This window comes from Pseudomonas sp. PDM10 (genome assembly GCF_014852295.1).
Lineage (GTDB): Bacteria > Pseudomonadota > Gammaproteobacteria > Pseudomonadales > Pseudomonadaceae > Aquipseudomonas.
In genome coordinates, this window is sequence record NZ_JACVBJ010000008.1 from 285,405 (window position 1) to 309,650 (window position 24,246).

23 protein-coding genes are annotated in these 24,246 nt (G+C 59.2%); 6 read left to right on the forward strand and 17 right to left on the reverse strand.

The window, feature by feature from the left end:
• Positions 1-15: 15 nt before the first annotated feature.
• Positions 16-1,284, forward strand: coding sequence for an OprD family porin (locus IB252_RS27420; protein ID WP_192410877.1), 1,269 nt, complete (start codon positions 16-18; stop codon positions 1,282-1,284).
• Between the two features lie 8 nt (positions 1,285-1,292).
• Here the strand turns inward: IB252_RS27420 and IB252_RS27425 are convergent, their stop codons facing one another.
• Positions 1,293-1,535, reverse strand: a complete 243-nt coding sequence (locus tag IB252_RS27425) for a DUF2790 domain-containing protein (RefSeq protein WP_192410878.1) — start codon at positions 1,533-1,535, stop codon at positions 1,293-1,295.
• 121 nt (positions 1,536-1,656) lie between these two features.
• Here IB252_RS27425 and IB252_RS27430 point away from each other — a divergent pair, with 121 nt between their 5' ends.
• The 3 genes from IB252_RS27430 to IB252_RS27440 all read left to right on the forward strand — a co-directional run bounded on the left by IB252_RS27430 (position 1,657) and on the right by IB252_RS27440 (position 3,634).
• A complete protein-coding gene (locus IB252_RS27430) occupies positions 1,657-2,589 on the forward strand; it encodes a LysR family transcriptional regulator (RefSeq protein ID WP_111451076.1) in 933 nt (310 codons plus the stop codon).
• 76 nt (positions 2,590-2,665) lie between these two features.
• Positions 2,666-3,355 (forward strand): energy-coupling factor ABC transporter permease, encoded by a 690-nt coding sequence (locus IB252_RS27435; RefSeq protein WP_008153325.1) that lies wholly within the window; start codon positions 2,666-2,668, stop codon positions 3,353-3,355.
• 63 nt (positions 3,356-3,418) lie between these two features.
• Positions 3,419-3,634, forward strand: coding sequence for a hypothetical protein (locus IB252_RS27440; RefSeq protein WP_111451074.1), 216 nt, complete (start codon positions 3,419-3,421; stop codon positions 3,632-3,634).
• Positions 3,635-3,637: 3 nt separating this feature from the next.
• Here IB252_RS27440 and yacG read toward each other — a convergent pair whose 3' ends face one another.
• From yacG to pilB, 5 genes are read right to left on the reverse strand one after another with little or no spacing between them, the layout of a single operon-like run.
• On the reverse strand, positions 3,638-3,838 hold the full coding sequence (yacG, locus tag IB252_RS27445) for a DNA gyrase inhibitor YacG (protein ID WP_008153323.1): 201 nt from the start codon (positions 3,836-3,838) through the stop codon (positions 3,638-3,640).
• Positions 3,835-4,458 carry a dephospho-CoA kinase gene (gene coaE, locus IB252_RS27450; protein ID WP_192410879.1) on the reverse strand — a complete coding sequence of 208 codons (624 nt, stop codon included), beginning with the start codon at positions 4,456-4,458 and terminating at the stop codon, positions 3,835-3,837. The genes yacG and coaE overlap by 4 nt, the downstream gene beginning before the upstream one ends.
• Positions 4,455-5,327, reverse strand: a complete 873-nt coding sequence (locus IB252_RS27455) for a prepilin peptidase (protein WP_192410880.1) — start codon at positions 5,325-5,327, stop codon at positions 4,455-4,457. Before IB252_RS27455 ends, coaE begins: the two co-directional genes overlap by 4 nt.
• A 1-nt stretch (position 5,328) precedes the next feature.
• The gene (locus tag IB252_RS27460; protein ID WP_192410881.1) at positions 5,329-6,546 is read right to left on the reverse strand and encodes a type II secretion system F family protein; all 1,218 of its coding nucleotides are present in this window, start codon (positions 6,544-6,546) and stop codon (positions 5,329-5,331) included.
• Positions 6,547-6,548: 2 nt separating this feature from the next.
• The gene (pilB, locus tag IB252_RS27465) at positions 6,549-8,249 is read right to left on the reverse strand and encodes a type IV-A pilus assembly ATPase PilB (RefSeq protein WP_192410882.1); all 1,701 of its coding nucleotides are present in this window, start codon (positions 8,247-8,249) and stop codon (positions 6,549-6,551) included.
• 225 nt (positions 8,250-8,474) lie between these two features.
• On the opposite strand from pilB, the gene IB252_RS27470 reads away from it, so the two are divergent.
• The gene (locus tag IB252_RS27470) at positions 8,475-8,885 is read left to right on the forward strand and encodes a pilin (RefSeq protein WP_192410883.1); all 411 of its coding nucleotides are present in this window, start codon (positions 8,475-8,477) and stop codon (positions 8,883-8,885) included.
• Positions 8,886-9,195: 310 nt separating this feature from the next.
• Positions 9,196-9,552 carry a BON domain-containing protein gene (locus IB252_RS27475; RefSeq protein ID WP_111451068.1) on the forward strand — a complete coding sequence of 119 codons (357 nt, stop codon included), beginning with the start codon at positions 9,196-9,198 and terminating at the stop codon, positions 9,550-9,552.
• A 286-nt stretch (positions 9,553-9,838) separates the two neighbouring features.
• Here IB252_RS27475 and IB252_RS27480 read toward each other — a convergent pair whose 3' ends face one another.
• From IB252_RS27480 to IB252_RS27530, 11 genes are all read right to left on the reverse strand, one after another.
• Positions 9,839-10,135: a DUF2845 domain-containing protein gene (locus IB252_RS27480; RefSeq protein ID WP_111451067.1), complete on the reverse strand. Its 297-nt coding sequence runs from the start codon at positions 10,133-10,135 to the stop codon at positions 9,839-9,841.
• Positions 10,135-13,119: a DUF748 domain-containing protein gene (locus IB252_RS27485; protein ID WP_192410884.1), complete on the reverse strand. Its 2,985-nt coding sequence runs from the start codon at positions 13,117-13,119 to the stop codon at positions 10,135-10,137. Before IB252_RS27485 ends, IB252_RS27480 begins: the two co-directional genes overlap by 1 nt.
• A gap of 60 nt (positions 13,120-13,179) precedes the next feature.
• Positions 13,180-14,196, reverse strand: a complete 1,017-nt coding sequence (locus IB252_RS27490) for a class I SAM-dependent rRNA methyltransferase (protein ID WP_192410885.1) — start codon at positions 14,194-14,196, stop codon at positions 13,180-13,182.
• A 215-nt stretch (positions 14,197-14,411) separates the two neighbouring features.
• The gene (locus tag IB252_RS27495) at positions 14,412-15,281 is read right to left on the reverse strand and encodes an oxygenase MpaB family protein (protein WP_192410886.1); all 870 of its coding nucleotides are present in this window, start codon (positions 15,279-15,281) and stop codon (positions 14,412-14,414) included.
• Positions 15,282-15,346: 65 nt separating this feature from the next.
• Positions 15,347-17,284, reverse strand: coding sequence for an acetate--CoA ligase (gene acs / locus IB252_RS27500; protein WP_192410887.1), 1,938 nt, complete (start codon positions 17,282-17,284; stop codon positions 15,347-15,349).
• A 234-nt stretch (positions 17,285-17,518) separates the two neighbouring features.
• Positions 17,519-19,183: a glucose-6-phosphate isomerase gene (gene pgi / locus IB252_RS27505; protein ID WP_192410888.1), complete on the reverse strand. Its 1,665-nt coding sequence runs from the start codon at positions 19,181-19,183 to the stop codon at positions 17,519-17,521.
• A 229-nt stretch (positions 19,184-19,412) separates the two neighbouring features.
• On the reverse strand, positions 19,413-19,793 hold the full coding sequence (gene panD / locus IB252_RS27510; RefSeq protein WP_008153310.1) for an aspartate 1-decarboxylase: 381 nt from the start codon (positions 19,791-19,793) through the stop codon (positions 19,413-19,415).
• A 212-nt stretch (positions 19,794-20,005) separates the two neighbouring features.
• On the reverse strand, positions 20,006-20,866 hold the full coding sequence (gene panC, locus IB252_RS27515; RefSeq protein ID WP_008153309.1) for a pantoate--beta-alanine ligase: 861 nt from the start codon (positions 20,864-20,866) through the stop codon (positions 20,006-20,008).
• Positions 20,863-21,663 carry a 3-methyl-2-oxobutanoate hydroxymethyltransferase gene (gene panB / locus IB252_RS27520; RefSeq protein WP_076029729.1) on the reverse strand — a complete coding sequence of 267 codons (801 nt, stop codon included), beginning with the start codon at positions 21,661-21,663 and terminating at the stop codon, positions 20,863-20,865. Before panB ends, panC begins: the two co-directional genes overlap by 4 nt.
• 363 nt (positions 21,664-22,026) lie before the next feature.
• Positions 22,027-22,512, reverse strand: coding sequence for a 2-amino-4-hydroxy-6-hydroxymethyldihydropteridine diphosphokinase (gene folK, locus IB252_RS27525; protein WP_192410889.1), 486 nt, complete (start codon positions 22,510-22,512; stop codon positions 22,027-22,029).
• A gap of 3 nt (positions 22,513-22,515) precedes the next feature.
• The gene (locus IB252_RS27530; RefSeq protein WP_192410890.1) at positions 22,516-23,916 is read right to left on the reverse strand and encodes a polynucleotide adenylyltransferase PcnB; all 1,401 of its coding nucleotides are present in this window, start codon (positions 23,914-23,916) and stop codon (positions 22,516-22,518) included.
• Positions 23,917-24,246 lie beyond the last annotated feature (330 nt).

Sequence of the window (24,246 nt, forward strand, 5' to 3'; positions counted from 1 at the left end):
ATAAGAGAAAAAACAATGAAACAGATTCTTCCAACAACCGGTTCAGTGTTGTCCATGGCGGTCGTCTCGAGTTTCTCCGCCGGTGCGATGGCGGCCGAGAGTGGCTTCATCGAAGACACCACCGCCACCTTGCAAGCACGCAACTATTACTTCAGCCGGGACTTTTCCGACATCGTCGGGGCCAACCAGCAATCGAAGGCTGAAGAGTGGGCGCAGGGCTTCATCCTCAACGTCAAATCCGGTTACACCCCGGGCCCCGTCGGTTTTGGTGTGGATGTTATTGGCCTGCTCGGCCTCAAGCTCGACAGCAGCCCGGATCGGGTCAATACCGGTTTGCTGCCGGTGCAGGGTGACGGGCGCGCGGCGAATGAATACAGCCGTCTGGAAGGCGCGTTGAAGGTGCGTTTCTCCAAAACCGAACTGAAGGTGGGTGAACTGCAACCCAACCTGCCGGTGCTGGCTTTCAGCGATATCCGTTTGCTGCCGCCAAGCTATCAGGGCGCGAGCATCAGCTCGAACGAGATCAATGGCCTGACCTTACAAGGTGGTCACTTGAGTTCGACCAGCCTGCGCAACGAAGCCGGCGACGAAAAGATGCAAGCCATGCTCGGTCATGTGCCGCAGCGTCAGGTCAGCAGCGATGGTTTCAACTTTGCCGGCGCCGATTATTCCTTCAACGATAAACGCAGCTCGGTCAGCGCCTGGTTCGGGCAACTAGAAGATATCTACAACCAGCGCTTTCTCGGCCTCAAGCACAGCGAGCCACTCGGTAACTGGATCCTTGGCGCCAACCTTGGGTATTACGATTCGCGCGAAGACGGCAAAAAACTGCTGGGCAACATCGATAACCAGGCGTTCTTCTCCTTGCTGTCGGCCAAGCGTGGCGGCCACACGTTTTATGTCGGCTATCAGGGCATGTTCGGCGACAGCGCCTTCCCGCGAGTGTTTGCCAACATCAGCCCTCTGGGTAACGAGGTGCCGACCTATGAGTTTGCCTACACCGATGAGCGCTCCTGGCAGGCGCGTTACGACTACGATTTCGCCGCCCTCGGCGTGCCGGGGTTGACCAGCACCGTGCGCTACATCACCGGCAGCAATGTCGATACCGGCAAAGGGTTCGAGGGCAAGGACCGCGAGCGCGATCTGGACATCGGCTATGTGCTGCAGAGCGGCAGCCTCAAAGGCCTCGGGATCCGCGTGCGCAACGCGATGGCTCGCTCCAACTACCGCAGCGATATCGACGAAAACCGCCTGATCCTCAGTTACACCTGGACGTTGCTATGAAGCAGGGATCACAGATTGCTCATGCAGTTACCCATCACTTGATACGTCACGCGATGAGTCTCGCCCTGATGATCGATGTAGACCATGGTGGCTGGCACGACGTCGCAGGCGGTCGCGGTGTTCGACACTGAAACCACTTCGGCGATGTCCAGCCGCTGTGCCGGGTTGTACGAGGTGGCGGCGGGTTCGTTGCCGGCGGCCAAGGCTGAGGTGGCGACAACGGTCAGAAACAGGCTGATCAGGGTTTTCATTTTTCCGTGCTCCGTGTTGATTTCGATACCTGAATTCTAGTCTTTGCCCGCGACCGATAAAGGGGCCAGCGCCTGATGCAGCCTTACATGAAACGTAACAGTCACTGCCCGTGGAGGGCTTATGGATCTGCTCAATAACTTGCGGGTGTTCGTCCGCGTGGTGGAGTGCGCAAGCTTTACGGCCGCCGCCGACGCGTTGGAACTGTCGACCGCGCAAGTGTCCCGATTGGTGGCGGATCTGGAGCAGCATGTGCAAGCACGCTTGCTGCAACGCACCACGCGGCGGTTGAGCCTGACCGAGGCCGGTGAGCGCTTTTTGGTACGCAGTCGGCAAATACTCGAAGAAATGGAGGTGGCAACGGCAGAGGCTCGCGGCGCCCATCTCAAACCGAGTGGACGGCTGCGGGTTCACAGCATGAGTGGCCTGGGCGTGCTGATCACACCATTGATCGCCCGCTACAGCGAGCTTTACCCCGACGTGGTGTTCGAGTTGACCCTGTCGCAGCGCAATCCCGATCCAATGGAGGAAGGGCACGACGTGGTGATTTCGATTGCCCACGAACTGGCCGATTCGCAAATGGTCGCCCAGGCCATCGGGCAGATTTACAGCGTGCCCTGCGCCTCCCCGCACTACCTGCAACGTCGTGGCGTGCCGCGCACACCGCTGGCGCTGAACGATCATCAGTGCCTGCGCATGCTCGACCCTTTGTACAGCGATGAATGGGTGTTCCGGGACGAAGTCGGAGAGCATGCCGTCAGCCCGGCCAGAACCTTTCAATGCAATGTTGCCGAGTCGATGGTCAAGGCGTCGGAGGCCGGCATGGGGATCAGCCTGATTCCGTTCTACACCGCGACGCGTCCGTTGAGCGATGGCACGTTGTTGCGCTTGCTGCCGGCCTGGCGCCCCCGTGAACGCAACGTATATGCGCTGTACCCGTCGCGGCGTTTTCTCGATGCCAAGGTTCGGACCTGGGTGGACTTTCTCAAAGCCGAATTACCCAAGCTGTTCGCTGAACACGAGGCGGTGATGAACGATCCACGGCATTGGGCCTGAAGTCGAAGGGTGTACAAGGGGCGGTGTAGACTGAGGGCCTGTTCTCTTTCGGCAAGACAAGGGAGTGTGCCCAGCCATGATCGGCGCCGAGTTACTGTCACCTGAAACCCTCACGGCGGGGTGGTTGATCTATGTGCCGGTGCTGATCTGGGCCGTTGCGCGAGCACCGTGGGTCGAACTGTTCAGCGACAGTCGCCGCCAGCATCTGTTGTTCGGCACGGTGTTCGCGCTGTTCATGCTCTGGCTGGTGCGACAAGACTTCGATACCGGCGTGTCCTACCACTTTATCGGCATGACCGCCGTGACCCTGTTGCTCGACTGGCCGCTGGCGATTGTCGGCGGGTTGGTGGCGCAAGCGGGACTGGTGCTGCTCGGGCGGCAAGATCTGGCGGCGATGGGGGTCAACGGCGCGCTGCTGATTCTACTGCCGGTGCTGGTTACCGAATGCTGCGCCATCCTGGTGGAGCGAGCGCAACCGCGTAATCCCTTTGTGTATATCTTCGTGTCCGGTTTCTTTGCAGCGGCGCTCTCGGCGTTGCTGTGCCTGCTGCTGGCGCTGTGGCTGCTGTGGTTCGACGAACGTTTCGCCATGCCGTATTGGCTGGAAGATTTTGTCGGTTATCTGTGGCTGTTGATTTTTCCGGAAGCGTTCATCAACGGCATGGTGGTCAGCGCGTTGGTGGTGTTTTGCCCCGAGTGGCTGGAGACGTTCAATCGCACGCGCTACCTTTCGGCCCCCTGGAAAGACGACGATCCCAAATCTTGATCCACATCAAAGGCAAAAATCGCTCACGAATCCATGCTCTGGAAAACCTTCAGGAGCATCGAAATGAGTGTCTACGAATGGGCAAGGCAGGAGTTGCGTCACAGTCTGGATGGGGCGCAGGAAGTGGGTTTTGATCCGGGGTTGAGCCTGCGTGCCTTGCTCAGTGCAGTGGTGCAACAGAGCAAGGCAGTGCGCAGTGTCGAAGACCTGGCCGATGAGTTGCGTTTTCTTGCGGAAAACCTCGATGACAGCCAGGACTACGGTTTTATGCGGCCTTGAAGATCAGTGACGCGGCTCGAAGTCTTCGCTGAACAGGTCGTCTTCGGCATCCGGGCTGACCGGAATCTTGTGTTCTTCCGAGGCCCATGCCCCGAGGTCGATCAGTTTGCAGCGATCCGAGCAGAACGGCCGGTTGACGTTGCTGGCGACCCATTCGACAGGGGCGCCACAGGTTGGGCAATTGACGGTTGGGGTCTGGCTCATGACTGGCCTCCACGCAAAGTAAGGTAAAAGTGATGCAGGCGTTCGATCTCGCTGTGCAGCCAGGCGAGGTCGCGGTCGTTGACCACTACATCGTCGGCGTGGCTCACGCGGTCCTGTCGGCTGGATTGGGCCTTGAGGATCGCCTGGACCTGTTGCTCGCTGGTCTGGTCACGCTGCAAGGTGCGCTCGATCTGTAGTTGTTCCGGGGCATCGATCACCAGGACTCGCTGGGTCATGGCGTATTGCCCGGACTCGATCAGCAGCGGCGAAACCAGAATCGCGTAAGGCGATTGTGCCTTGGCCAGATGCTCGGCGATTTCCTTGGCGATCAGCGGATGCAGCAACGCTTCGAGCCAGCGGCGTTCCTCTGGCACTTCGAAGATCAGTTTGCGCAACGCCGCGCGATCCAGCTGCCCGTCGGCTTGCAATACGTCGGGGCCGAAGTGTTCGGCGATCCTGGCCAGCGCCGGGCGCCCCGGCTCTACCACCCAACGCGCCGCGTGATCGGCGTCCACTACGTGCACGCCCAAGTCGATGAAGTGCTGGGCAGCCGCGCTTTTGCCGCTGCCGATGCCGCCGGTCAGGCCGAGAATCCAGGGTTTTTCCACAGGGGTATTCATTTCAAACCGACAAACTGCCAATAGAAGCCGGTTATTTGACCACCCCAGAGCAAGGCAATCCAGCCGGCAATTGCCAGATAGGGTCCGAAGGGGATCGGCGTGGAGGTTTTCGCGTTGCGCAAACGCAGCAAAATCACGCCGACAACGGCGCCCACCATCGACGATAACAAGATGGTCAGCGGCAAGATCTGCCAGCCACCCCAGGCGCCGAACATCGCTAGCAACTTGAAATCACCGTAGCCCATGCCTTCCTTGCCGGTGATCAGCTTGAACAGCCAGAACACCGACCACAACGCCATATAGCCGGCCACAGCGCCCCACAATGCATCATGCAATGGCACGAACAAGGTGAAACTGTTGAGGATCAGCCCCAGCCATATCAGCGGCAGCACCAGCACATCCGGCAGCAGTTGGTGCTCGGCGTCGATCAGGCTCATCGTCAGCAACCCCCAGCTCAGGAGCAGCACCATGCAGGCCTGCCAGCCGAAACCGAAATGCCAGGCGATGAACGCCGAGAGCAGACCGCAGGCCAGTTCGGTCAGCGGGTAGCGTTTGCTGATGGCTGCCGTGCAGTTCGAGCATCGACCCCGTAAGAACAGATAACTGAGCAGCGGAATATTTTCCCAGGCGCGGATTCGATGGCCGCAATGTGGGCACTGGGAATGGGGCAGCATCAGGTTGAAGGTCGGCAGCGGTGTTTCGCCTGGCAGGCCCAGCACTTCACGAGCCTCCTCACGCCATTCGCGGTCAAGCATTTTTGGCAGGCGCCAGACCACCACGTTGAGAAAGCTGCCAATCAGCAGGCCGAGCAACATGGCTGCAATCACGAAGGTCAACGGGTGGAGGGTCGGAATGTCGTTCAAGGGCATGTCAGATCGCTGTGCCGAGTTGGAAGATGGGCAGGTACATCGCAACCACCAGGCCCCCGACGATAACACCCAGCACCACCATGATGAACGGCTCCATCAGGCTGGTGAGGTTATCGACCATGTTGTCCACTTCGTCCTCGTAGAAGCTCGCGACCTTGTCGAGCATATCGTCCAGCGCGCCGGACTCTTCGCCAATCGCAGTCATCTGGATCGCCATATTCGGAAAGATACCGGAGGCGCGCATGGAAAAATTCAGCTGCATACCGGTCGCCACGTCCTGCTTGATGCGCAGCACCGCGCGTTTGAACACGATGTTGCCGGTGGCGCCGGCCACCGAATCCAGCGCTTCCACCAGTGGCACACCCGCCGCAAAGGTAGTCGACAGCGTGCGGGCGTAACGGGCCACGGCGGACTTGTACATCAGCGTGCCAATCAGCGGCAGTTTCAGCAGCCAGGTGTCCATTCGGTCTCGAAAGGTTTGCGACGTTTTAAACGCGTGGCGCACGCCGAAGATGGCCGCGATCAGCACGCCGAGCATCGCCCACCACCAGTCCTGCATGAATTCCGAGAGGCCGATGACCATCACCGTGAAGGCTGGCAATTCGGCGCCAAACCCTTTGAATACCGATTCGAACTGCGGCACCACTTTGACCAGCAGAATCCCGGTCACAATGATCGCGACGAACACCACCGCCAGCGGGTAGGTCATGGCTTTCTTGATCTTGGCCTTGAGGCTTTCGCTCTTCTCCTTATAGGTCGCCACTCTCTCCAGCAGGGTATCGAGGGCACCGGCCTGCTCGCCGGCATCGACCAGGTTGCAGTAGAGCTCATCGAAATACTGAGGCTTTTTGCGCAGGGAGGCGGCGAAGCTGTTACCCGCTGCGACTTCCTGTTTCACCTCGTCAATCAGTGTGCGCATGGCCGGGTTATCAAAGCCTTCACCGATGATGTCGAAGGACTGCAACAGCGGTACGCCGGCCTTCATCATGGTCGCCATCTGCCGGGTGAACAGGGCGATGTCCTGGGCCTTGATGCGCTTGCCCACGTTGAAAATCGAGGCGGACTTCTTGCGTACCTTGCCGGGGTTGATGCCCTGCTTGCGCAATTGGGCCTTGATCAATGCCGGATTCTGACCGCTCAACTCGCCCGTCATTTTGGTGCCTTTGCGGTCTGTGCCTTCCCAGGCGTAGACGCTGATTTTTGCTGCTTTGACCGCCATATTCAGTCCTTGGTGACCCGGTTGATTTCTTCAAGGCTGGTGATGCCTTGCATGGCCTTGATCAGGCCTGACGTGCGCAGGTCGTTGAAGCCGTCTTTACGCATCTGGATGTCGATTTCCAGTGAGTTGCCTTCGGCCATGATCAGCCGTTGCAGGTCCTGTGTGTTCTTCACCACTTCATAAATCCCGACTCGCCCTTTGTAGCCGTTGTTGCAGTGATCGCAACCGACTGGCTCATAGATCGTGAATGAGCCGATGCGTTCCTCGGGGAAGCCTTCCTTGAGCAGCGCCTCCCGGGGAATCTCGATGGGCTTCTTGCAGTGGTTGCACAGCTTGCGAGCCAGGCGCTGGGCAATGATCAGGCTGATCGAGGTGGCAATGTTGAAACCCGCAATGCCCATGTTGTGCAGGCGCGTCAGGGTTTCGGCGGCGCTGTTGGTGTGCAGGGTCGACAGCACCAGGTGACCGGTCTGGGCGGCTTTGATGGCGATTTCGGCGGTTTCGAGGTCGCGGATCTCGCCGACCATGATCACGTCCGGGTCCTGTCGCAGAAAGGAGCGCAGCGCCTGGGCGAAGTCCATTCCCTGCTTGGGATTGACGTTGACCTGGTTGATGCCTTCCATGTTGATCTCCACCGGGTCTTCGGCAGTGGAGATGTTGATGTCCACGGTGTTGAGAATGTTCAGCCCGGTGTAGAGCGACACAGTCTTGCCCGAGCCGGTGGGCCCGGTTACCAGAATCATCCCCTGCGGCTGCTTGAGGGCGGCCATGTACAGTTCTTTCTGGTCGGGCTCATAGCCGAGGGCGTCGATGCCCATTTGAGCGCTGGATGGGTCGAGGATCCGGATCACCACTTTCTCGCCCCATAGGGTCGGCAGGGTATTGACCCGAAAGTCGATGGATTTGCTCTTGGACAGGCGCATCTTGATCCGCCCGTCCTGGGGCCGGCGCCGTTCGGAGATGTCGAGGCTGGCCATGACTTTCAGCCGCGCGGCGATGCGATTGGCCAGTTGAATCGGTGGCTTGGCGACTTCACGCAAAATACCGTCGGTGCGCATCCGCACACGGTAGGTTTTTTCGTAGGGTTCGAAATGCAGGTCGGAAGAGCCGCTTTTGATCGCGTCCAGCAACATCTTGTGCACGAAGCGCACCACGGGCGCGTCGTCGGCGTCTTGTCCGCCAATGGAATCCTGCTTGTTGTCATCGATCGACTCGATGTCCACACCATCGAGGTCAACGTCGGCCATGTCTTCCAGGCCGGTACTATGGCTATCGAAGAATTTTTCGATGGCATCAGTGAGCTTGTCGTCTTCAACCAGAATGGCTTCGGTATTCAGCCCGGTGCTGAACTGGATGTCATTGATGGCTTGCTGATTGCTCGGGTCGGAAACGCCCACAAACAACTTGTTGCCGCGTCGCCAGAGGGGCAGGGCGTGGTGCTGGCGAATCAGCTTCTCGCTGACCAGACCCTTGGGTTGGGTTTCCTTGTCCAGACTGTTGAGGTCGAGCAAGGCCATGCCGAAGTGTTCCGAAGCGATCTCGGCGACCTGGCGACTCTTCACCAGTTTGTTCTGCACCAGATAACTGACCAGGGAGATTTTGTTGCGTTGGGCTTGCTGATACGCCTGTTGCGCGCTTTTGTCAGTGAGCAGCTCGGCCAGGACCAATTGCTTGGCCAGACCGCTAAGGGCGATGTCATTCATTGGGATACCGGACGCAGACAGTTCATGAGTTATAGCCTAGTCAAGCGGAGGAACCAAACCAGCGGCGTTGAGGTGACAAAAAGTGTCAGATAGTGCGGATTCTGGGGGTAGGAAAGGGCATTGCATTCGCCTCGCGTCCCGCCAAAAGGGGGTGAAGGGCGTGGCATGGGCTTTGCTGCGGCTAGTTCAGATCATGAGATTTCGACTCATGCATGGAGCTTGTCTATGAATACTCAGAAAGGTTTTACGCTTATCGAGCTGCTGATCGTAGTGGCGATCATCGGGATTCTGGCGACGTTTGCGTTGCCGCAGTACTCCAAGTATCAGGCCCGGGCCAAGGTTACGGCCGGCCTGGCGGAGATTACGGCGTTGAAGGTTCCGTTTGAGGATCTTATGAATCAAGGGACCAATCCGGATCTGGCGGGGATCGGCGGGAATGCCACAACCTCCAACTGCACAACGACAGCCAGTGGCAAGGCGACAGATGGCACGGGCACTATCGCTTGCACCATTCTTAATGCTCCGGGCCCCGTGTTGAATAAAACCATTACCCTCACACGTTCGTTGACTGGCTGGATATGTGAAACCACAGTCGATCAGGAATACTCGCCTAAAGGTTGCACCGGTAAAAGCTGAATCATCACCGTGTCGCCAATGCCTCGCCTCTTATGCGGGGCATTTTTTTGTTCGCCGTTCGGGAAATTGTAGTGATTGAGAAAACTTCCAATAATTCATGGCCTTAGGCCTGCGGTAAAACCCGCAACTTGCATGTCGATAATTTGGAAGTCATGCATTTTGCATGATTCCGAAAATCAGGTGTTTTTGTAAGCTATTGATTTATATGTGTTTATTGGCTTTATCAAAGTTGGCACAACGTTCGCACTATCTCCAGTAACCCTGCTGACAAGACACGCAGCAGACTTTATGAAAAACAGGAGTTACTCGTATGAAGAAGTTCGCTATCGCTGCCGCTACTGCTACCGCGCTGACCCTGACCATGGCCAACGCTGCATTTGCACAGACCACTCAAACCACCCAGGCTCCGATGACTCTGGCGGCGGGTGAAGTCACCAAAGCCAAAGAAGCTACTTCCGATACCTGGATCACCACTAAAGTCAAAGCCGACCTGGTGACCGAGAAAGGCATTCCTGGTACCGACATCAAAGTCGAAACCAACAAAGGCGTAGTGTCCCTGTCGTCCACCGTTGCGGTGACTGACGCTCAGAAAGCCACCGCCGTGGCGATCGCCAAGAAAATCAAAGGCGTCAAAGCGGTTTCCGCTGACGGCCTGAAAGCCGAGTAAGGCAAAGCTTCTCGCCTGGACTGGGAGAAGGTGCGACAGACGGGCCGAGCAATACGTCTGCCGCCTCAGGAGAGTTCATGCGAAGGCCATAAGGATGTGGCCATTACAGGCCCCGGACATTCGTGTCAGGGGCCTGTTCTATTTGTGAGCGATGCAAAACCAAATGTGGGAGCGAGCCTGCTCGCGATTGCTGACTAACATTCGACATTAATGTTGAATGAAAGACCGCTATCGCGAGCAGGCTCGCTCCCACATTAAATTGTGCCCACATAAGATCTTGGTGGATTCAGTTACCGCGCTTGCTGGTGATCTGCTTCAACCGATTACCTTCAAAACGCAGGTACTGATACATCCCGCCGTTGGGCCCGTAGGTCCATTCCTCGACTTGAAATTCTTCTCGTCGGTTAGCGCTGCGCTTGTAGCCCAACAGATCACGGCTGACCGGTTCTCCGCATTTCTGCAGCACTTCGCTGGACCTGTCCCCGACACTGACCAATTGACTGCCGCAGCGCAGGGTGTCGGCTGCCGAGGCGTGACTGGCGATCATCGCCAGAGCCAGGCTCATCAACCATTTCGCGCCCATCACTCGGCGTCCAGATGCAGCGGCGTAACCACTCGACCGTCACTTTCCGCTTCGCCAAGGTTAGCGTCGATGAAGTACACGCGGTCATCGGCCAACTGACCCTTGTCGACCAGATAGTCCTTGATGCTGCTGGCGCGTTCCTGACCCAGCTGGCGTAAGAGCACGTCGCTGGAACTCCAGAACTTGATTATGCCTTCGCGCATTTTTGCCGTGCGTTCTTCCTTGCCCAAATCCTTCCACTCGGCGGGCGGCTGGGTCTTCAATCGCGTGCGATAGATCCCTTCCAGCAGCGGACCTTTCTCGTTATCCGGTACATCCAGCAATGAAGCCTGAGCCGGCACCTTGTCGCCGCGGCGCTGGAGCATTTTGTAGTAGTTGTACTGGTATTCCCGCTCCAGACGTTGCTCGGCAATCAGCGGACCATCGCTGCTGGCGGCCGCCGTGCCTTCGATTTCCAGGCGCAGGGCCGGACGTTCCTTGAGGGCCTGGGACAGTTTGACCAGCGAACCTTCGGCGTCCTTGCTCAGGTCGCTTGAACCCGGCGCAAACGACACGGTACCCAAATCTTCCGAACCGCCACCACTGACCAGCCCGCCAATCATTTTGAAGGGCGCCGCGGCGGCCTTTACGATCAGGTTGCGCAGGGTCTGCCAGATGATAGGCATGACACTGAATTGCGGGTTGTTCAGGTCGCCGCTCACCGGCAGCTCGATGGAAATCTTGCCGTCGACATCCTTGAGCAAGGCAATCGCCAGCTTCAGCGGCAGGCTCACGGCGTCTGGGCTGTCGACCTTTTCACCGAGTTGCAGCTGCTCGACCACCACTTTGTTTTCGGCCAGGAGTTGGCCGTTGGTGATCTTGTAATGCAGGTCGAGATTGAGTCGGCCCTTGCGGATGCGGTAACCGGCGAACTTGCCGGAGTAGGGCGTGAGCGTGGTCAGTTCAACACGTTTGAAACTGGTGGCGATGTCGAGGCTGGCCATCGGGTCGAACGGGTTGACCGAGCCCTTGATGGTGACCGGCGCATAACGGTCGACCTTGCCTTTGATATCGACGCTGGCCGGTTTCGCCTGACGGCTGTCGATGGTGCCGATTTGCCCGTTGAGCTGTTGAATGGCCGTGGCGAAATTCGGGGTCAGGCTGAAGTCGGCGAAGTTGGCCGAGCCGTCATTGATGACAATGCCGCCAATGTGGATGCCCAGCGGCTTTTCCTGGCTGGCCGGTTTGGCAGCGGCCGTTTTGGCGCCGGAGTCCGGCGGTTGCGGGATCAGCAGGTCGTCGATGTTGGTGGTGCGGTCATCGTTGATCATGAAGCGCGCATAAGGCTGGAACAGGTTGACCTTGTCGATCGACAGGCTGTCGCCGTGCTGATAGTTCAGGCCTTCGAGCACCAACTGCTGCCACTTGAGGAAGTCGCGGGTTTTGAGGGTGTCGAGGGTATGCAGTTGATCGACTTGAGCACGGCCGGTGACGCTGAATGCCAGCGGCTCGGTGCTTTTCAGATCGACCGCCAGATCACTGCCGAGCATGCCGCTGCGCAGTTCCAGGCGAATGAACGGAGTGATATAGGACTGGGCGATGCGCAGGTCGATGTCCTTGGTTTGTACGTTTAACCTGGCGCTGACCGGGGCGAGATTGACGATACCGTCTGCCGTGATCTTGCCTTGCTTGCCCACGCCCGTGTCGAGCTTGAGGTTAAAAGGCGCGCCATTGAGGCTGTCGAAATTCTGCAGGTCCAGGTTCAGCGGGCCTACATCCAGCGCCACGGCCGGTTGCGCCTTGCGGTCAGCCAGATGCACCTGGTAATTGCGCAGTTGCACGTCTTTGAGCAGCACCTGCCATGGCTTGCTCGGTGGCGCCGGGTCGGGTTTCGGTGAATCGGCGGCGGCTGGCGTGGCGGCCGGTTCGGCCTTGGCTTTGACGGCTGCTTTGGACGGTTGGCTGGCGAACAGTTTTTGCCAATCAAGTTGCCCGTCGGCCTCGAGGGCGGCCCAGGTTTCCAGTTTCTGGCTGCGGATCTTGCCGACGACCACTTGTTGCTTGGCCAGGTCGACGGTGGTTTCGCTGATGTCCAGCCGCTCGAGTTTCGCCAGCGGTCGGCCGTCTGGTGCTTTGATCGCGAACGGCGCGACGCTGACGGCGACGTTGCTCAACAGCAGTTCGGTTTCCTTGGACAGGTTGAGTTTGTAGTCGGTGCTCAGGCTGAGGACGCCGTCTTCAAGCACCAGTGGCACCGCGTCACGCACATAGGGCCAAAAGGATTTCATCTTGCCGTTGGTGATCTTCAGCTTACCTTCGGAGGTGATCGGGATCAGGCTGAAATTGCCGGTCCAGTCGATCTGTCCACCTGCCGGGCCGATGGCCACCAAGGTCATGTCGGCACTGTCTTCAGGCAGGGTACTGAGGTTTTTCAGTTCGAAGTCGAGTTTGTCGTAGAGGAATTCGATGGGTTCGCTGGGGCGTTGATCCTGGAAATGCACGGCACCGCCGGCCAGTTTGATCCGCTCGATGCGCAACGGGAACGGTTTGGCGTTCGGGTCGGCCGGGGTCGGTTCACTGGCGGGGATTTTGAACAGGCCAAGCAGATTGAGCTTACCGTCCTTGCCGAAGAGGATTTCGGTCTTGGGTTTGTCTATTTCGATATCGGACAGGTGCAGCGCCTTGGTCCAGAGGCTGTCGATCTGCAGGTTGGCGTACAGGCGCTCGAAGCCGACCTGCTCCTTGCCCGGCTCGCCGATGATCAGGCCCCACAGGGTGACTTCAAGGCTGAAGGGGTTGAGTTCGATCCGCTGGATCGTCGCGGGCGTCGTTGCATAACTGGCCAATTGTTGATTGGCCACCCGCAACGCGATACCCGGCAAAATCAGAAACCCCAGCAGGCTGTAGAGGGCTAGAGCGGTCAACAGAGCGCCAATAGCGCGAATCAATCCTTTGGGCATGTGCGGCTTCATCTGTCTGAATCGGAGTGCGTTGGAGTATGGCATGCGTTTCCGGTTCCGAAGTGATCCTGCTTTATAGGATTTATCTGATTTTTCGGACGAACCTCAGAGCTGAAGAATCAGGGTTTTCAGCGGTGGCTGTTCATCCATTGACGGAAAATCGCCGCCCGGTTTCATCACTGTCCACTCGCGCACCGGTCGGCCGGCTTTCTCTGCACAACGCAAAACTTGCTCGCGCCAGTCGTCCATGCTGACTTTTGCCAGGTTATTGCAGCAGATCAGCACGCCATTGTCGGCGGTGGTCAGCAGTGCCGGCTTGAGCAGGCTCTGATAGTCGCGCAGCAGGTCGACGGTGCCGAAAGCGCTCTTGGCCCAGGCTGGCGGATCCAGCAGCACCAGGTCGTACTGACGCTGTTCCAGATGTTGATAGCTCGGCAGTTTTTGCCCGCGGCGCTGGCTGATCGGCAGGCCGGCCAACTGGCGGATGGCCGGGAAGTAGTCGGACTGGATGAAGTCCATGGTCGGCAACTGCGGATTGAGCAGGCCGTTCTCACGGCCGACGGCCAGGTTGCCCTCAGCGAAATCGAGGTTGCAGACTTCACTCGCGCCGCCGGCCGCCGCACTCAGGCCGACGCCACAGGTGTAGGCGAACAGGTTCAGCACGCTTTTGTTTTTGCTGTGCTGCTTGACCCAGCCGCGCGTGTTGCGCAGGTCGAGGAACAGCAGCGGGTCCTGGCCGGCGTGGCGACCGCGAACCCGGTAATTCAAGCCCCATTCGTGACCGATCAAGTCTTGCAGGGCGGCCTCGTCGGCGCGGTAGACAGTGTCTTCACGGTCGATGCGCGAGTTGCCCCGGGAGCGATCGTTGTAGACCAGCAGCGTTTCGAGGCCCAGGTGCTGATTGATGGTGTCGTGCAGTTGCAGCAGCGCATCTCGTTCCAGCGACTGGTGAAAGCTTTGCACCAGCAATTGCGGGCCGTAGCGGTCGATTGTCAGGCCGCCGGCGCCTTCCTGGCTGCCGTGGAACAGGCGATAGCAATCGGTGCCTTGCTGATGCAGCTCGGCCAGCAGGTCTTGACGACGATTGAGGGCGGCGCGCAGCGCCTGATTCAAGGAAGACATGCTGGGCGCCTTGCAGGAGGGAATTTGGGCGCGGGAGTTTAACAGCTTGGCGCGGGACCGAGGTGCTGCCATCGCGAGCAGGTTCGCTCCCACAGGAAATCACTGATCGTTCCCACGCTCTGCGTGGGAATGCCTCACCGGACGCTCTGCGTCCGCTTGTGGGACGCGGAGCGTCCCTGGCTGCATTCCCACGCGGAGCGTGGGAACGATCAAACCTACAACAATCCCATCCGTCGTTTGGCCCGGTGCATCGAACCATTACGCACCGCCCAGCGCAGCATTGGCACGCTGCGATTGACGCTGGCGCGGATCAGCTTGCGTTGCAGCGGGCTCTGGCTGACGCCCAGCATGTCACTGGCCCAGTCCGGCAGCAGGTCGATCCCGGCCTTCATCATCAAACCGCCGAAAGGTCTGGCCAAACGGCTGGGGGACGGGGCGTTCAACAACAGCCGTAACACCTCTCGACTGCGCTCATCGCACAGTAGCTGTGGGCGAATGCACTCAAGATAATCGGCAATTTCCTGCCGCGAACGCGGCACGTTACGGGCACCGAGCCGTTCGGCGACCAACGCGATTTCCGCGTAGTAACGGTCCTGATCCGCCAGGGACAGGTTCGGATTGCGGTAACGCAAATGGGCCGCGAGGAAGTTGCTGACTTCGGCCACGTGCACCCAGGTCAACAGATCGGGATCGCTGGCGGCGTAGGGCCGGCCGTCCGGTGCCGTGCCGGTCACTTGCAGGTGGATGGTGCGGACTTTCTCGATCAGCCAGTCGGCGTCCTTTCGCGAACCGAACGTGGTGCCGGAAATAAACTGCCCGGTGCGACGCAGTCGGCCGATCATGTCCTCGCGGAAATTCGAGTGGTCCCAGACCCCGGCCAGGGCCAGTGGATGCAGGGCTTGCAGCATCAGGGCGCTGATGCCGCCGATCAGCATGCTGCTGAAGTCGCCATGCACTTGCCAGCACACCGAGTCGGGGCCGAACAGGCCGGGATCACCCTTGGGGTTTTCCAGGTCGAGCTTGCCCAGAGACAGACCGGTCAGGCTCATGATCTGGGTTTCGATGCGGGTTCGAATGAATTCCATGGCGACTCAGTGGCGGAAAAGGAGGCGCGGCCATTAACGGCCGCGCAGGCTTTTGAAACAAGCGATTACTGGTTCAGGCGTTTATCGACCAACTCCTGGACCACGCTCGGGTCAGCCAGGGTCGAGGTGTCGCCCAGGCTGTCCAGTTCGTTGCAGGCGATCTTGCGCAGAATGCGCCGCATGATCTTGCCCGAACGGGTTTTCGGCAAGGCCGGTGCCCACTGGATCAGGTCCGGTTTGGCGAAGCTGCCGATTTCCTCGCTGACGTGAGCCAGCAATTCTTTCTTCAATTCGTCACTGGGCTCGGTGCCGTTCATGGGGGTGACGAAGGCATAGATGCCCTGACCCTTGACGTCGTGCGGGTAACCGACCACCGCCGCTTCGGCGATGCTGTCGTGCAGAACGAGCGCGCTTTCCACTTCCGCGGTGCCGATGCGGTGCCCGGAGACGTTGATCACGTCGTCGATGCGCCCGGTGATCCAGTAATCGCCATCCTCATCGCGCCGGGCGCCGTCGCCGGTGAAATAGTAACCGGGGTAGGGCTTGAAGTAGGTGTCGACCATTCGTTGCGGGTCGCCGTAGACGCTGCGGATCTGCGCCGGCCAGCTGGATTTGATCGCCAGCACGCCGCTGCCGGCGCCTTTGATTTCCTTGCCCACTTCGTCGAGCAACACCGGTTGCACGCCGAACATCGGTTGCGTGGCGCAACCGGGTTTGATCCGTTGAGCGCTGACCAGCGGGCTGAGCATGATGCCGCCGGTTTCGGTCTGCCACCAGGTATCGACGATCGGACAACGCTGTTCGCCGACGGCATTGAAGTACCACTCCCACGCTTCCGGGTTGATGGGCTCACCGACAGTGCCGAGTAATCTGAGGCTCGCGCGGGAGGTTTCCTTCAACGGTTCGGGGCCTTCACGCATCAGGGAGCGCAGGGCGGTCGGGGCGGTATAGAAAATGTTGACATGGTGCTTGTCGATCACCTGCCAGAAGCGCGAGCTGCTCGGGTAGCTCGGTACGCCTTCGAAGATCAGCGTGGTCGCGCCGTTGGCCAGCGGACCGTAGACGATGTAGCTGTGGCCGGTGACCCAGCCGACATCGGCGGTACACCAGAAGACTTCGTCGTCGCGGTAGTCGAGCACGTACTTGAAGGTCATTGCCGCTTGCAGCAGGTAGCCGCCGGTGGTGTGCAGCACGCCTTTGGGTTTGCCGGTGCTGCCGGAGGTGTAGAGGATAAACAGCGGGTCTTCGGCGCCCATCGGTTCCGGCGGACAATCGTCGCTGACGTCACGCAGCGCCTGGTGATACCAGATGTCCCGGCCCTCGACCCAGTCCACTTCGCCCTGGGTACGCTCGACCACGATCACGGTGCTGACGTTCGGGCAACTTTGCAGCGCCTTGTCGACCTTCTGCTTGAGCGGCACGACTTTACCGCCGCGCACACCTTCATCGGCGGTGATCACGGTGCGGCAGTCGGCATCGAGAATCCGGTCACGCACAGAGTCCGGAGAGAAACCCGCAAACACCACCGAATGCACCGCACCAATGCGCGTGCAGGCGAGCATGGCGTAGGCGGTTTCAGGGATCATCGGCATGTAGATGCACACGCGGTCGCCTTTCTTCACGCCACGGCTTTTGAGCACGTTGGCCAGGCGGCAGACGTTGTGATGAAGTTTTTTGTAGCTGATCTGCGCGGATTCGGCAGGGTCGTCGCCTTCCCAGATGATCGCGGTTTGATCGCCGCGCTTTTCCAGATGACGGTCGATGCAGTTGTAACTGACATTCAACTTGCCGCCGGTAAACCAGCTCGCCTCACCGGTTTTCAGGTTATAGCGCTGGACGGTATCCCACGGGGTACTCCAGTCGAGAAAGCGTGTGGCCTGTTCGGCCCAGAAGGTGCTGGGGTGCTCGATGGATTGGCGGTACAGGCGCTTGTAGTCGTCTTGACTTAATTGTGCGGCCCGGCGGACGGCATCGGCTTGGGGGAACGTGCTGATATCGAACATGACGGTTCCTTATTCTTGTTGCTACAAGTAATAAAGATGCGCCGAGTGTGGGAAGGGTTCAAGTCGGCTGCCGATCGGTGTGGAAGGGGCTGGCTGCAAAATTTGTGACTGACGCAAACCAATGTGGAAGCGAGCCTGCTCGCGATGGGGGCATGACATTCAACATTAACGTTGTATGTCAGACCGCTATCGCGAGCAGGCTCGCTCCCACAAGGGCCGCCGAGTGGCGTCAGATCAGCCGCGGTGACGACCGCGGAAGTAGTTGATCAAGCCTTGGGTCGAGGCATCGTCAGCCGGGCTTTCTTCGCTGCCGACCAGGCGGTTGTAGACGCCTTTGCCCAGCTCTTTACCCAGTTCCACGCCCCACTGGTCGAAGGCGTTGATGCCCCAGATCACGCTTTGCACGAAGACTTTGTGTTCGTACATCGCCACCAATGCGCCGAGACGACGCGGGCTGATGCGTTCGACCACCAACGTATTGCTCGGACGGTTGCCCGGGATCACCTTGTGAGACGCAAGTTTCTGCACCTCTTCTTCGCTCATGCCTTTGTCGCGCAACTCGGCTTCGGCCTCGGCAAGGGTCTTGCCCAGCATCAGCGCCTGGCTTTGCGACAGGCAGTTGGCGTACAGCCACTGGTGGTGGTCCGACACCGGGTTGAAGCTGACGATCGGCACGATGAAGTCGGCCGGGATCAGTTGGGTGCCCTGGTGCAGCAACTGGTGGTAAGCGTGCTGACCGTTGCAACCCACGCCGCCCCAGATCACCGGACCGGTGTCGGTGGACACTGGTGTGCCGTCCTGACGCACGCTCTTGCCGTTGGATTCCATGTCCAGCTGTTGCAAATGCTTGGTGATGTTACGCAGGTAGTGGTCGTACGGCAGGATCGCGTGGCTTTGCGCGCCCCAGAAATTTCCGTACCACACGCCGAGCAGGGCCAGCAGCACCGGCATGTTCTGTTCGAAAGGTGCGCTCTGGAAATGCTGGTCCATGGTGTAGGCACCGGACAGCAGTTCCTTGAAGTTCGACATGCCGATGGCCAGGGCAATTGGCAAACCGATGGCCGACCACAGCGAGTAACGGCCGCCTACCCAGTCCCACATCGGGAAGATGTTTTCTTCGCGGATCCCGAAGGCCACCGCTGCTGCATTGTTGCTGGAGACGGCGATGAAGTGACGGTACAGCTCGGCTTCCGAACCACCCTGAGCCAGGTACCAGGCGCGTGCGGCCTGGGCATTCTTCAAGGTTTCGAGGGTGTTGAAGGATTTCGACGAAACGATGAACAGCGTGGTTTCGGCACGCAGCTTCATGGTCAGTTCGTGGAACTCACTGCCGTCGATGTTCGCCAGGTAATGGCAGCGCACACCCTTCTGGGCGTAGGACAGCAGCGCTTCGGAGACCAGCTCCGGGCCGAGGAACGAGCCACCGATGCCGATGTTCACCACGTCAGTGATCGGCTTCTCGGAGTAACCGCGCCACAAACCGTCGTGGATGCGGCCCACGAGGTCGGTGATCTGGTTCAGGACCTTGTGCACTTCCGGCATCACGTTGACGCCGTTGACCTTCAGCTTGTCGCCGACCGGACGGCGCAGTGCGGTGTGCAGGGCGGGGCGGCCTTCGGAGGAGTTGACGATTTCGCCTTCGAACAGCGCTTTGATCGCGCCCTGGAGGTCGACTTCGTTGGCCAGGCTCACCAGCAGATCGCGAGTCTGGGCGTTGATCAGGTTTTTCGAGTAATCGAGAAACAGGCCGCAGCTGCTGAGGGTGAATTGGGTAAAGCGCTGCGGATCGGCATTAAAGGCTTCGCGCATGCTGAAATCTTGCATGGCTTGGCGGTGGTCATTCAACGCTTGCCAGGCGGGCAGAGCGGTAACGTCTTGAGGGGTGCGGTAATACGCCATCGCTGCGGGTTTCCTTTTTACTTGAACGGCCTTTTGAACACTAAAAATACCGGAGCGCTGTAGGTGGGCGTCCGGTCAACTGCGTCGACACGATTTCATGACACAGGGCGAATACAGTAAACCTCGCGCTGCGATCTGTCTTGACTTTGTCTGACCCGTTCCCGGTACTTTTTTATACATCGAGCAGGGAACGGTCCGACAAACGGAAGGGGGAGGGGCTAAGACTGGATCAGGCGACCTGAACCGGAATGGCATTGCTGGTGTGGCTCAGTTCATTACCCGGGGCCATGTAGAGCATGCGTGGCTTGAAGTTGAGCAGCTCGGCTTCGCTGTAGTGGGCGTATGCGCAGATGATCACGCGGTCACCGACCTTGGCCTTGTGCGCTGCGGCACCGTTGACCGAGATCATGCGCGAGCCTTCTTCGCCACGAATCGCGTAGGTGGTGAAGCGTTCACCATTGTCGATGTTGTAGATCTGGATCTGTTCGTACTCACGGATGCCCGACAGGTCCAGCCATTCGCCGTCGATGGCGCAAGAACCTTCGTAATCGAGTACAGCGTGGGTGACTTCGGCGCGATGCAGCTTGGCTTTGAGCATGATGGCGTGCATGAGTGTTTCCCCAGGTCGGAATCGAACGGCGGGCATTGTGCCCAAAGGCTTGAGGGCCGGCAATACGGCGTGAGAACCCACACAGAACGCTGTAGGAGCCGAGCTTGCTCCGGGCGGCGTTCCGACGATGAGGGAGTGACATTCAACATATGTGTTGGCTGACAGTCCGCCATCGCGAGCAAGCTCGGCTCCTACAGGGGGGATTGCGGTGTTCAGGCGGGTGCGTCGAGGTTCAGATGCAGGTTATCGATCAGCCGCGTAGTGCCCAGGAACGCCGCCACCAGAATCACCAGATCCCGATCTTGCGCAGTCGCCGGGCGCAAGGTCAGCGCATGACGAATCTCCAGATAGTCTGGACGCAAACCCGCCGCTTCAAGCTGCTTGATCTGCGCGCCAATCAACGCCGGGAAATCCCGTTCGCCCTGTTTGATCGCGTCGGCAATCTGGCTCAAACCGCGATACACAACCGGCGCAACGGCCCGCTGTTCTTCGCTGAGGAAACCATTGCGCGACGACAGCGCCAGGCCATCGGCTGCACGTACCGTCGGTTCGCCGATGATCTGGATCGGCATGTTCAGGTCATGCACCAGGGCACGGATCACCGCCAGTTGCTGGAAGTCTTTCTGGCCGAAGATCGCCAGGTCCGGCTGGACCATATTGAACAGCTTGGTGACTACCGTCGCCACACCTTCGAAATGCCCGGGACGGCTGGCGCCGCACAGGCCTTCGGAGAGTTGCGGAACGCTGACGCGGGTCTGGCCGACCATGCCGTCGGGGTACATTTCTTCAACGGTTGGCGCGAACAGCAAGTGGCAACCGGCCTGGAGCAGTTTCTCCTGATCGGCCGCGAGGGTGCGCGGGTACTTGTCGAGGTCTTCGCCGGCGCCGAACTGCAACGGGTTGACGAAAATGCTCGCGACCACGAAATCCACTCGTTGGGTGGCTTTGGTCACCAGTGCCACATGACCGCTGTGCAGGTTGCCCATGGTCGGCACGAAGCCGATGCGCTTGCCTTCACTGCGGGCACGGGCCACGGCGGCCCGCAATTCGCGTACGGTTTTTACGGTGTTCATGCAGAGAATCCGTGTTCGATACCAGGGAAAGTCGCCGCTTTGACTTCAGTGACGTACGCACCAAGCGCCGCTTGAATGTTTTGTTGCCCGGCCATGAAGTTCTTCACGAACTTTGGCACACGGCCAGTGATCGACAGGCCGAGCATGTCGTGCAGAACCAGGACCTGGCCGTCGGTGCCGCTGCCGGCGCCGATGCCGATCACCGGAATACCCACAGCCTGGGTGATTTCCTCGGCCAGTTCACTCGGTACGCATTCGAGCAACAGCATGGCTGCACCGGCCTGTTCCAGAGCGATGGCATCGGCGCGCATCTGGCGGGCCTGGTTCTCGCTACGGCCCTGGACTTTGTAACCGCCCAGAATATTCACCGATTGCGGTGTCAGCCCCATGTGGGCGCACACCGGGATACCGCGTTCGGCCAGCAGACGGATCGAGTCCGCCAGCCACAGCGCACCTTCAACCTTGACCATGTGCGCACCCGCCTGCATCAACAGGGCGCTGTTGGTCATGGTTTGTTCGAGGGTGGCGTAGGCCATGAAGGGCAGGTCGGCGAGGATCAACGCATCGGTGTTACCGCGTTTGACGGATGCCACGTGGTAAGCCATTTCCGCGGTGGTGACCGGCAGGGTGCTGTCGTGACCTTGCAAAACCATGCCAAGGGAGTCGCCCACCAGTAGCACTTCGACGCCAGCCTCATTGCAGGCGTGGGCGAAGGTCGCGTCATAGCAGGTCAGCATGGTGATCTTTTCACCTTTTTGCTTGAGACCTTGCAGAGTGGTCAGGGTGATGGCTGGCATGAAAAGTTCCTCATTCAGGCGCTGTGGAAACTACTGCGAGTAACGCGCGTGATTCTTCGTTAAATACAGGCGCACGGTCTGTTGTCGTGCTTTTAAGGCCTGGATTGCGCCCTTCAACGCCGTGTTGACGGCAGCGGGACGCCTATAGTCGTGAGGAGAACTCGGGAAGTCAATTGCGTGTGTTACCGCATTGTTACGTGTGGGGTGTTACCGGGGTAACTGATGCGATTCAGCAGATTCTGCCAGAGCAACACAAAACCAATGTGGGAGCGAGCCTGCTCGCGATAGCGGTGGATCAGCCAGCATCAATGTTGAATGACAGGCCGCTATCGCGAGCAGGCTCGCTCCCACAGGGGATTTTTGTCAATTTTGGGAGAGGCGTTCCAGGCCGACGAACGGGCAGGCAGCGAGCAAATCACTGAGGCTGCGGCCATCAGCCAGACGCAAATCCGCAGGCGCCAGTTCGGCCAGTGGATAGAGAACGAACGCTCGTTCCTGCATATGGTAGTGAGGCACCTTGAGGCGAGGTTCATCGATCAGCCGATCACCGAACAGTACGATGTCGAGATCCAGCGTACGCGGCCCCCAGCGTTCAAGGCGCTCGCGGCCCTGTCCGTTCTCGATGGCTTGCAGCGCATCAAGCAGCTCCAGCGGCGGGAGCGTGCTGTCGAGGGCGGCAACCGCGTTGGTATAACGCGGTTGGCCGGGCAGCAGCGAGTCGCTCTGATAAAACCCGGAAACCCCAATCAGTTCGGTCTGCGGCAACTGTGTCAGCGCCTCGACGGCGCTGCGCAATTGTTCGGCGGGGTCAGCCAGATTGCTGCCCATGCCGATGTAGATGCGTTCCATGGATTACTCGCCCGTGGCGCTCGGTGCGCCGGCGGTGCGTTTGCGCTTGGCACCACCGCTGCGGCGACGCTTGCGTGGCGCGCCGGTGCCGTCATCCTTGCCGCTGAGGTCGCGGATCATGTCGCGACGTTCGCTGTCGTTGGCGTCCTGATAATCCGTCCACCATTCGCCCAGGCCTTCGGTCTGCTCACCGGCGCTTTCGCGCAGCAGCAGGAAGTCGTAACCGGCACGGAACCGCGGATTGTCCAGCAACAGGTCGGCGCGCTTGCCGCTGCGGCGTGGCAGACGCTCTTGCATGTCCCAGATCTCGCGGATCGGCATGGTGAAGCGTTTCGGAATCGCGATGCGCTGGCACTGTTCGGCAATCAACTCGTGAGCGGCTTCCTGCATGGCCGGAATCGGCGGCATGCCACGTTCTTGCAGGCGCAATACACGGGCCGGCAGGGCAGGCCAAAGCAGCGCCGCAAACAGGAACGCCGGGGTCACCGGTTTGTTCTGTTTGATCCGCAGATCGGTGTTGATCAACGCATCGCTGATCAGCGTGTGGGTGTACGTCGGGTTGTATTCCAGCGCCTCGGCACTGGCCGGGAACAGAGGATCGAACAGCTGCAGGTCGACCAGCATCTCGAAGGTGTCCGCGGCATGGCCAGAGAGGAACAGCTTGAGCACTTCTTCGAACAGGCGGGCCGATGGGATCTCGCGCAGCATCGGCGCCAGTTCACGGATTGGCACGGCGCTGTGCTTTTCGATGCCGAAATTAAGCTTGGCGGCGAAACGCACGGCTCGCAGCATCCGTACCGGATCTTCCTGGTAGCGTTGCTTCGGGTCGCCGATCAGGCGGATCAGGTGATTGCGGATGTCGTGTACGCCGTTGGCGTAATCGAGGATGCGTTCGCTGACCGGATCGTAATACAAGGCGTTGATGGTGAAGTCGCGGCGCTGCGCGTCTTCTTCCAGCGTGCCATAGACGTTATCGCGCAGGATGCGCCCGCTTTCGTTACGGGAAGACTGGTTGCTGTCTTCCTCTTCATCGTTTTGCGGGTGATTGGCGCGGAAGGTCGCGACTTCAATGATTTCGCGGCCAAAGTGGATGTGCACGAGTTTGAAGCGGCGACCGATGATCCGCGCGTTGCGGAATTCGGCTCGCACCTGCTCAGGCGTGGCACTGGTGGCGACGTCGAAATCTTTTGGCGTGATGCCGAGCAGCATGTCACGTACACAGCCGCCGACCAGGTAAGCCTGATAACCGGCGTTCTGCAGGCGTTCGACGATGTTCACCGCGTAGCGACTGAATTGGGCCTTTTGCAGCGAATGTTGGCCGCTGTTGAGCACTTCAGGCGTACTGCGAATGTGTTGCGTATGACGCTTGGGAGAACGGAATGACTGGAACAGCTTCTTCAGCATGGGATGCACTGTTTGAAGGAATGTTCGGCCAAAACGAAGAATGACCGCATGATGGGCGGGGATTCTAGCATTTAGTCGGGGGATGGTGTAGGAAGCTGCGCAAGCGCTTGAAGCAGGGGCTTATTGGTGCGGATTGGTTCTGTGTGCCGCTACAAGGGCCAAACACCAGAAACTACAAGGGGAGCCGAAGCTCCCCAAGAAAGTAGTTGCATGCTCTATTTTTATTTTTGATTCGGGCTTTTTGTTTTTGTTAAGTGCCCTCGCCATGAAGTTTTTCCTTCATGACCCTCCCAATCGGGAGCCAAGAGCAAACGGATTGCTTTGGTCGCT

Coding starts and splice junctions, on each gene's coding strand:
- IB252_RS27530 (WP_192410890.1), bottom strand. CDS start 23,916: ATGCTGAAGAAGCTGTTCCAGTCATTCCGTTCTCCCAAGCGTCATACG.
- folK (WP_192410889.1), bottom strand. CDS start 22,512: ATGGAACGCATCTACATCGGCATGGGCAGCAATCTGGCTGACCCCGCC.
- IB252_RS27480 (WP_111451067.1), bottom strand. CDS start 10,135: ATGGGCGCGAAATGGTTGATGAGCCTGGCTCTGGCGATGATCGCCAGT.
- panB (WP_076029729.1), bottom strand. CDS start 21,663: ATGCCAGCCATCACCCTGACCACTCTGCAAGGTCTCAAGCAAAAAGGT.
- IB252_RS27435 (WP_008153325.1), top strand. CDS start 2,666: ATGATCGGCGCCGAGTTACTGTCACCTGAAACCCTCACGGCGGGGTGG.
- pgi (WP_192410888.1), bottom strand. CDS start 19,183: ATGGCGTATTACCGCACCCCTCAAGACGTTACCGCTCTGCCCGCCTGG.
- IB252_RS27455 (WP_192410880.1), bottom strand. CDS start 5,327: ATGCCCTTGAACGACATTCCGACCCTCCACCCGTTGACCTTCGTGATT.
- IB252_RS27430 (WP_111451076.1), top strand. CDS start 1,657: ATGGATCTGCTCAATAACTTGCGGGTGTTCGTCCGCGTGGTGGAGTGC.
- panD (WP_008153310.1), bottom strand. CDS start 19,793: ATGCACGCCATCATGCTCAAAGCCAAGCTGCATCGCGCCGAAGTCACC.
- IB252_RS27475 (WP_111451068.1), top strand. CDS start 9,196: ATGAAGAAGTTCGCTATCGCTGCCGCTACTGCTACCGCGCTGACCCTG.
- panC (WP_008153309.1), bottom strand. CDS start 20,866: ATGAACACCGTAAAAACCGTACGCGAATTGCGGGCCGCCGTGGCCCGT.
- IB252_RS27490 (WP_192410885.1), bottom strand. CDS start 14,196: ATGTCTTCCTTGAATCAGGCGCTGCGCGCCGCCCTCAATCGTCGTCAA.
- IB252_RS27460 (WP_192410881.1), bottom strand. CDS start 6,546: ATGGCGGTCAAAGCAGCAAAAATCAGCGTCTACGCCTGGGAAGGCACA.
- IB252_RS27440 (WP_111451074.1), top strand. CDS start 3,419: ATGAGTGTCTACGAATGGGCAAGGCAGGAGTTGCGTCACAGTCTGGAT.
- IB252_RS27495 (WP_192410886.1), bottom strand. CDS start 15,281: ATGGAATTCATTCGAACCCGCATCGAAACCCAGATCATGAGCCTGACC.
- acs (WP_192410887.1), bottom strand. CDS start 17,284: ATGTTCGATATCAGCACGTTCCCCCAAGCCGATGCCGTCCGCCGGGCC.
- yacG (WP_008153323.1), bottom strand. CDS start 3,838: ATGAGCCAGACCCCAACCGTCAATTGCCCAACCTGTGGCGCCCCTGTC.
- IB252_RS27470 (WP_192410883.1), top strand. CDS start 8,475: ATGAATACTCAGAAAGGTTTTACGCTTATCGAGCTGCTGATCGTAGTG.
- pilB (WP_192410882.1), bottom strand. CDS start 8,249: ATGAATGACATCGCCCTTAGCGGTCTGGCCAAGCAATTGGTCCTGGCC.
- IB252_RS27420 (WP_192410877.1), top strand. CDS start 16: ATGAAACAGATTCTTCCAACAACCGGTTCAGTGTTGTCCATGGCGGTC.
- IB252_RS27485 (WP_192410884.1), bottom strand. CDS start 13,119: ATGCCATACTCCAACGCACTCCGATTCAGACAGATGAAGCCGCACATG.
- coaE (WP_192410879.1), bottom strand. CDS start 4,458: ATGAATACCCCTGTGGAAAAACCCTGGATTCTCGGCCTGACCGGCGGC.
- IB252_RS27425 (WP_192410878.1), bottom strand. CDS start 1,535: ATGAAAACCCTGATCAGCCTGTTTCTGACCGTTGTCGCCACCTCAGCC.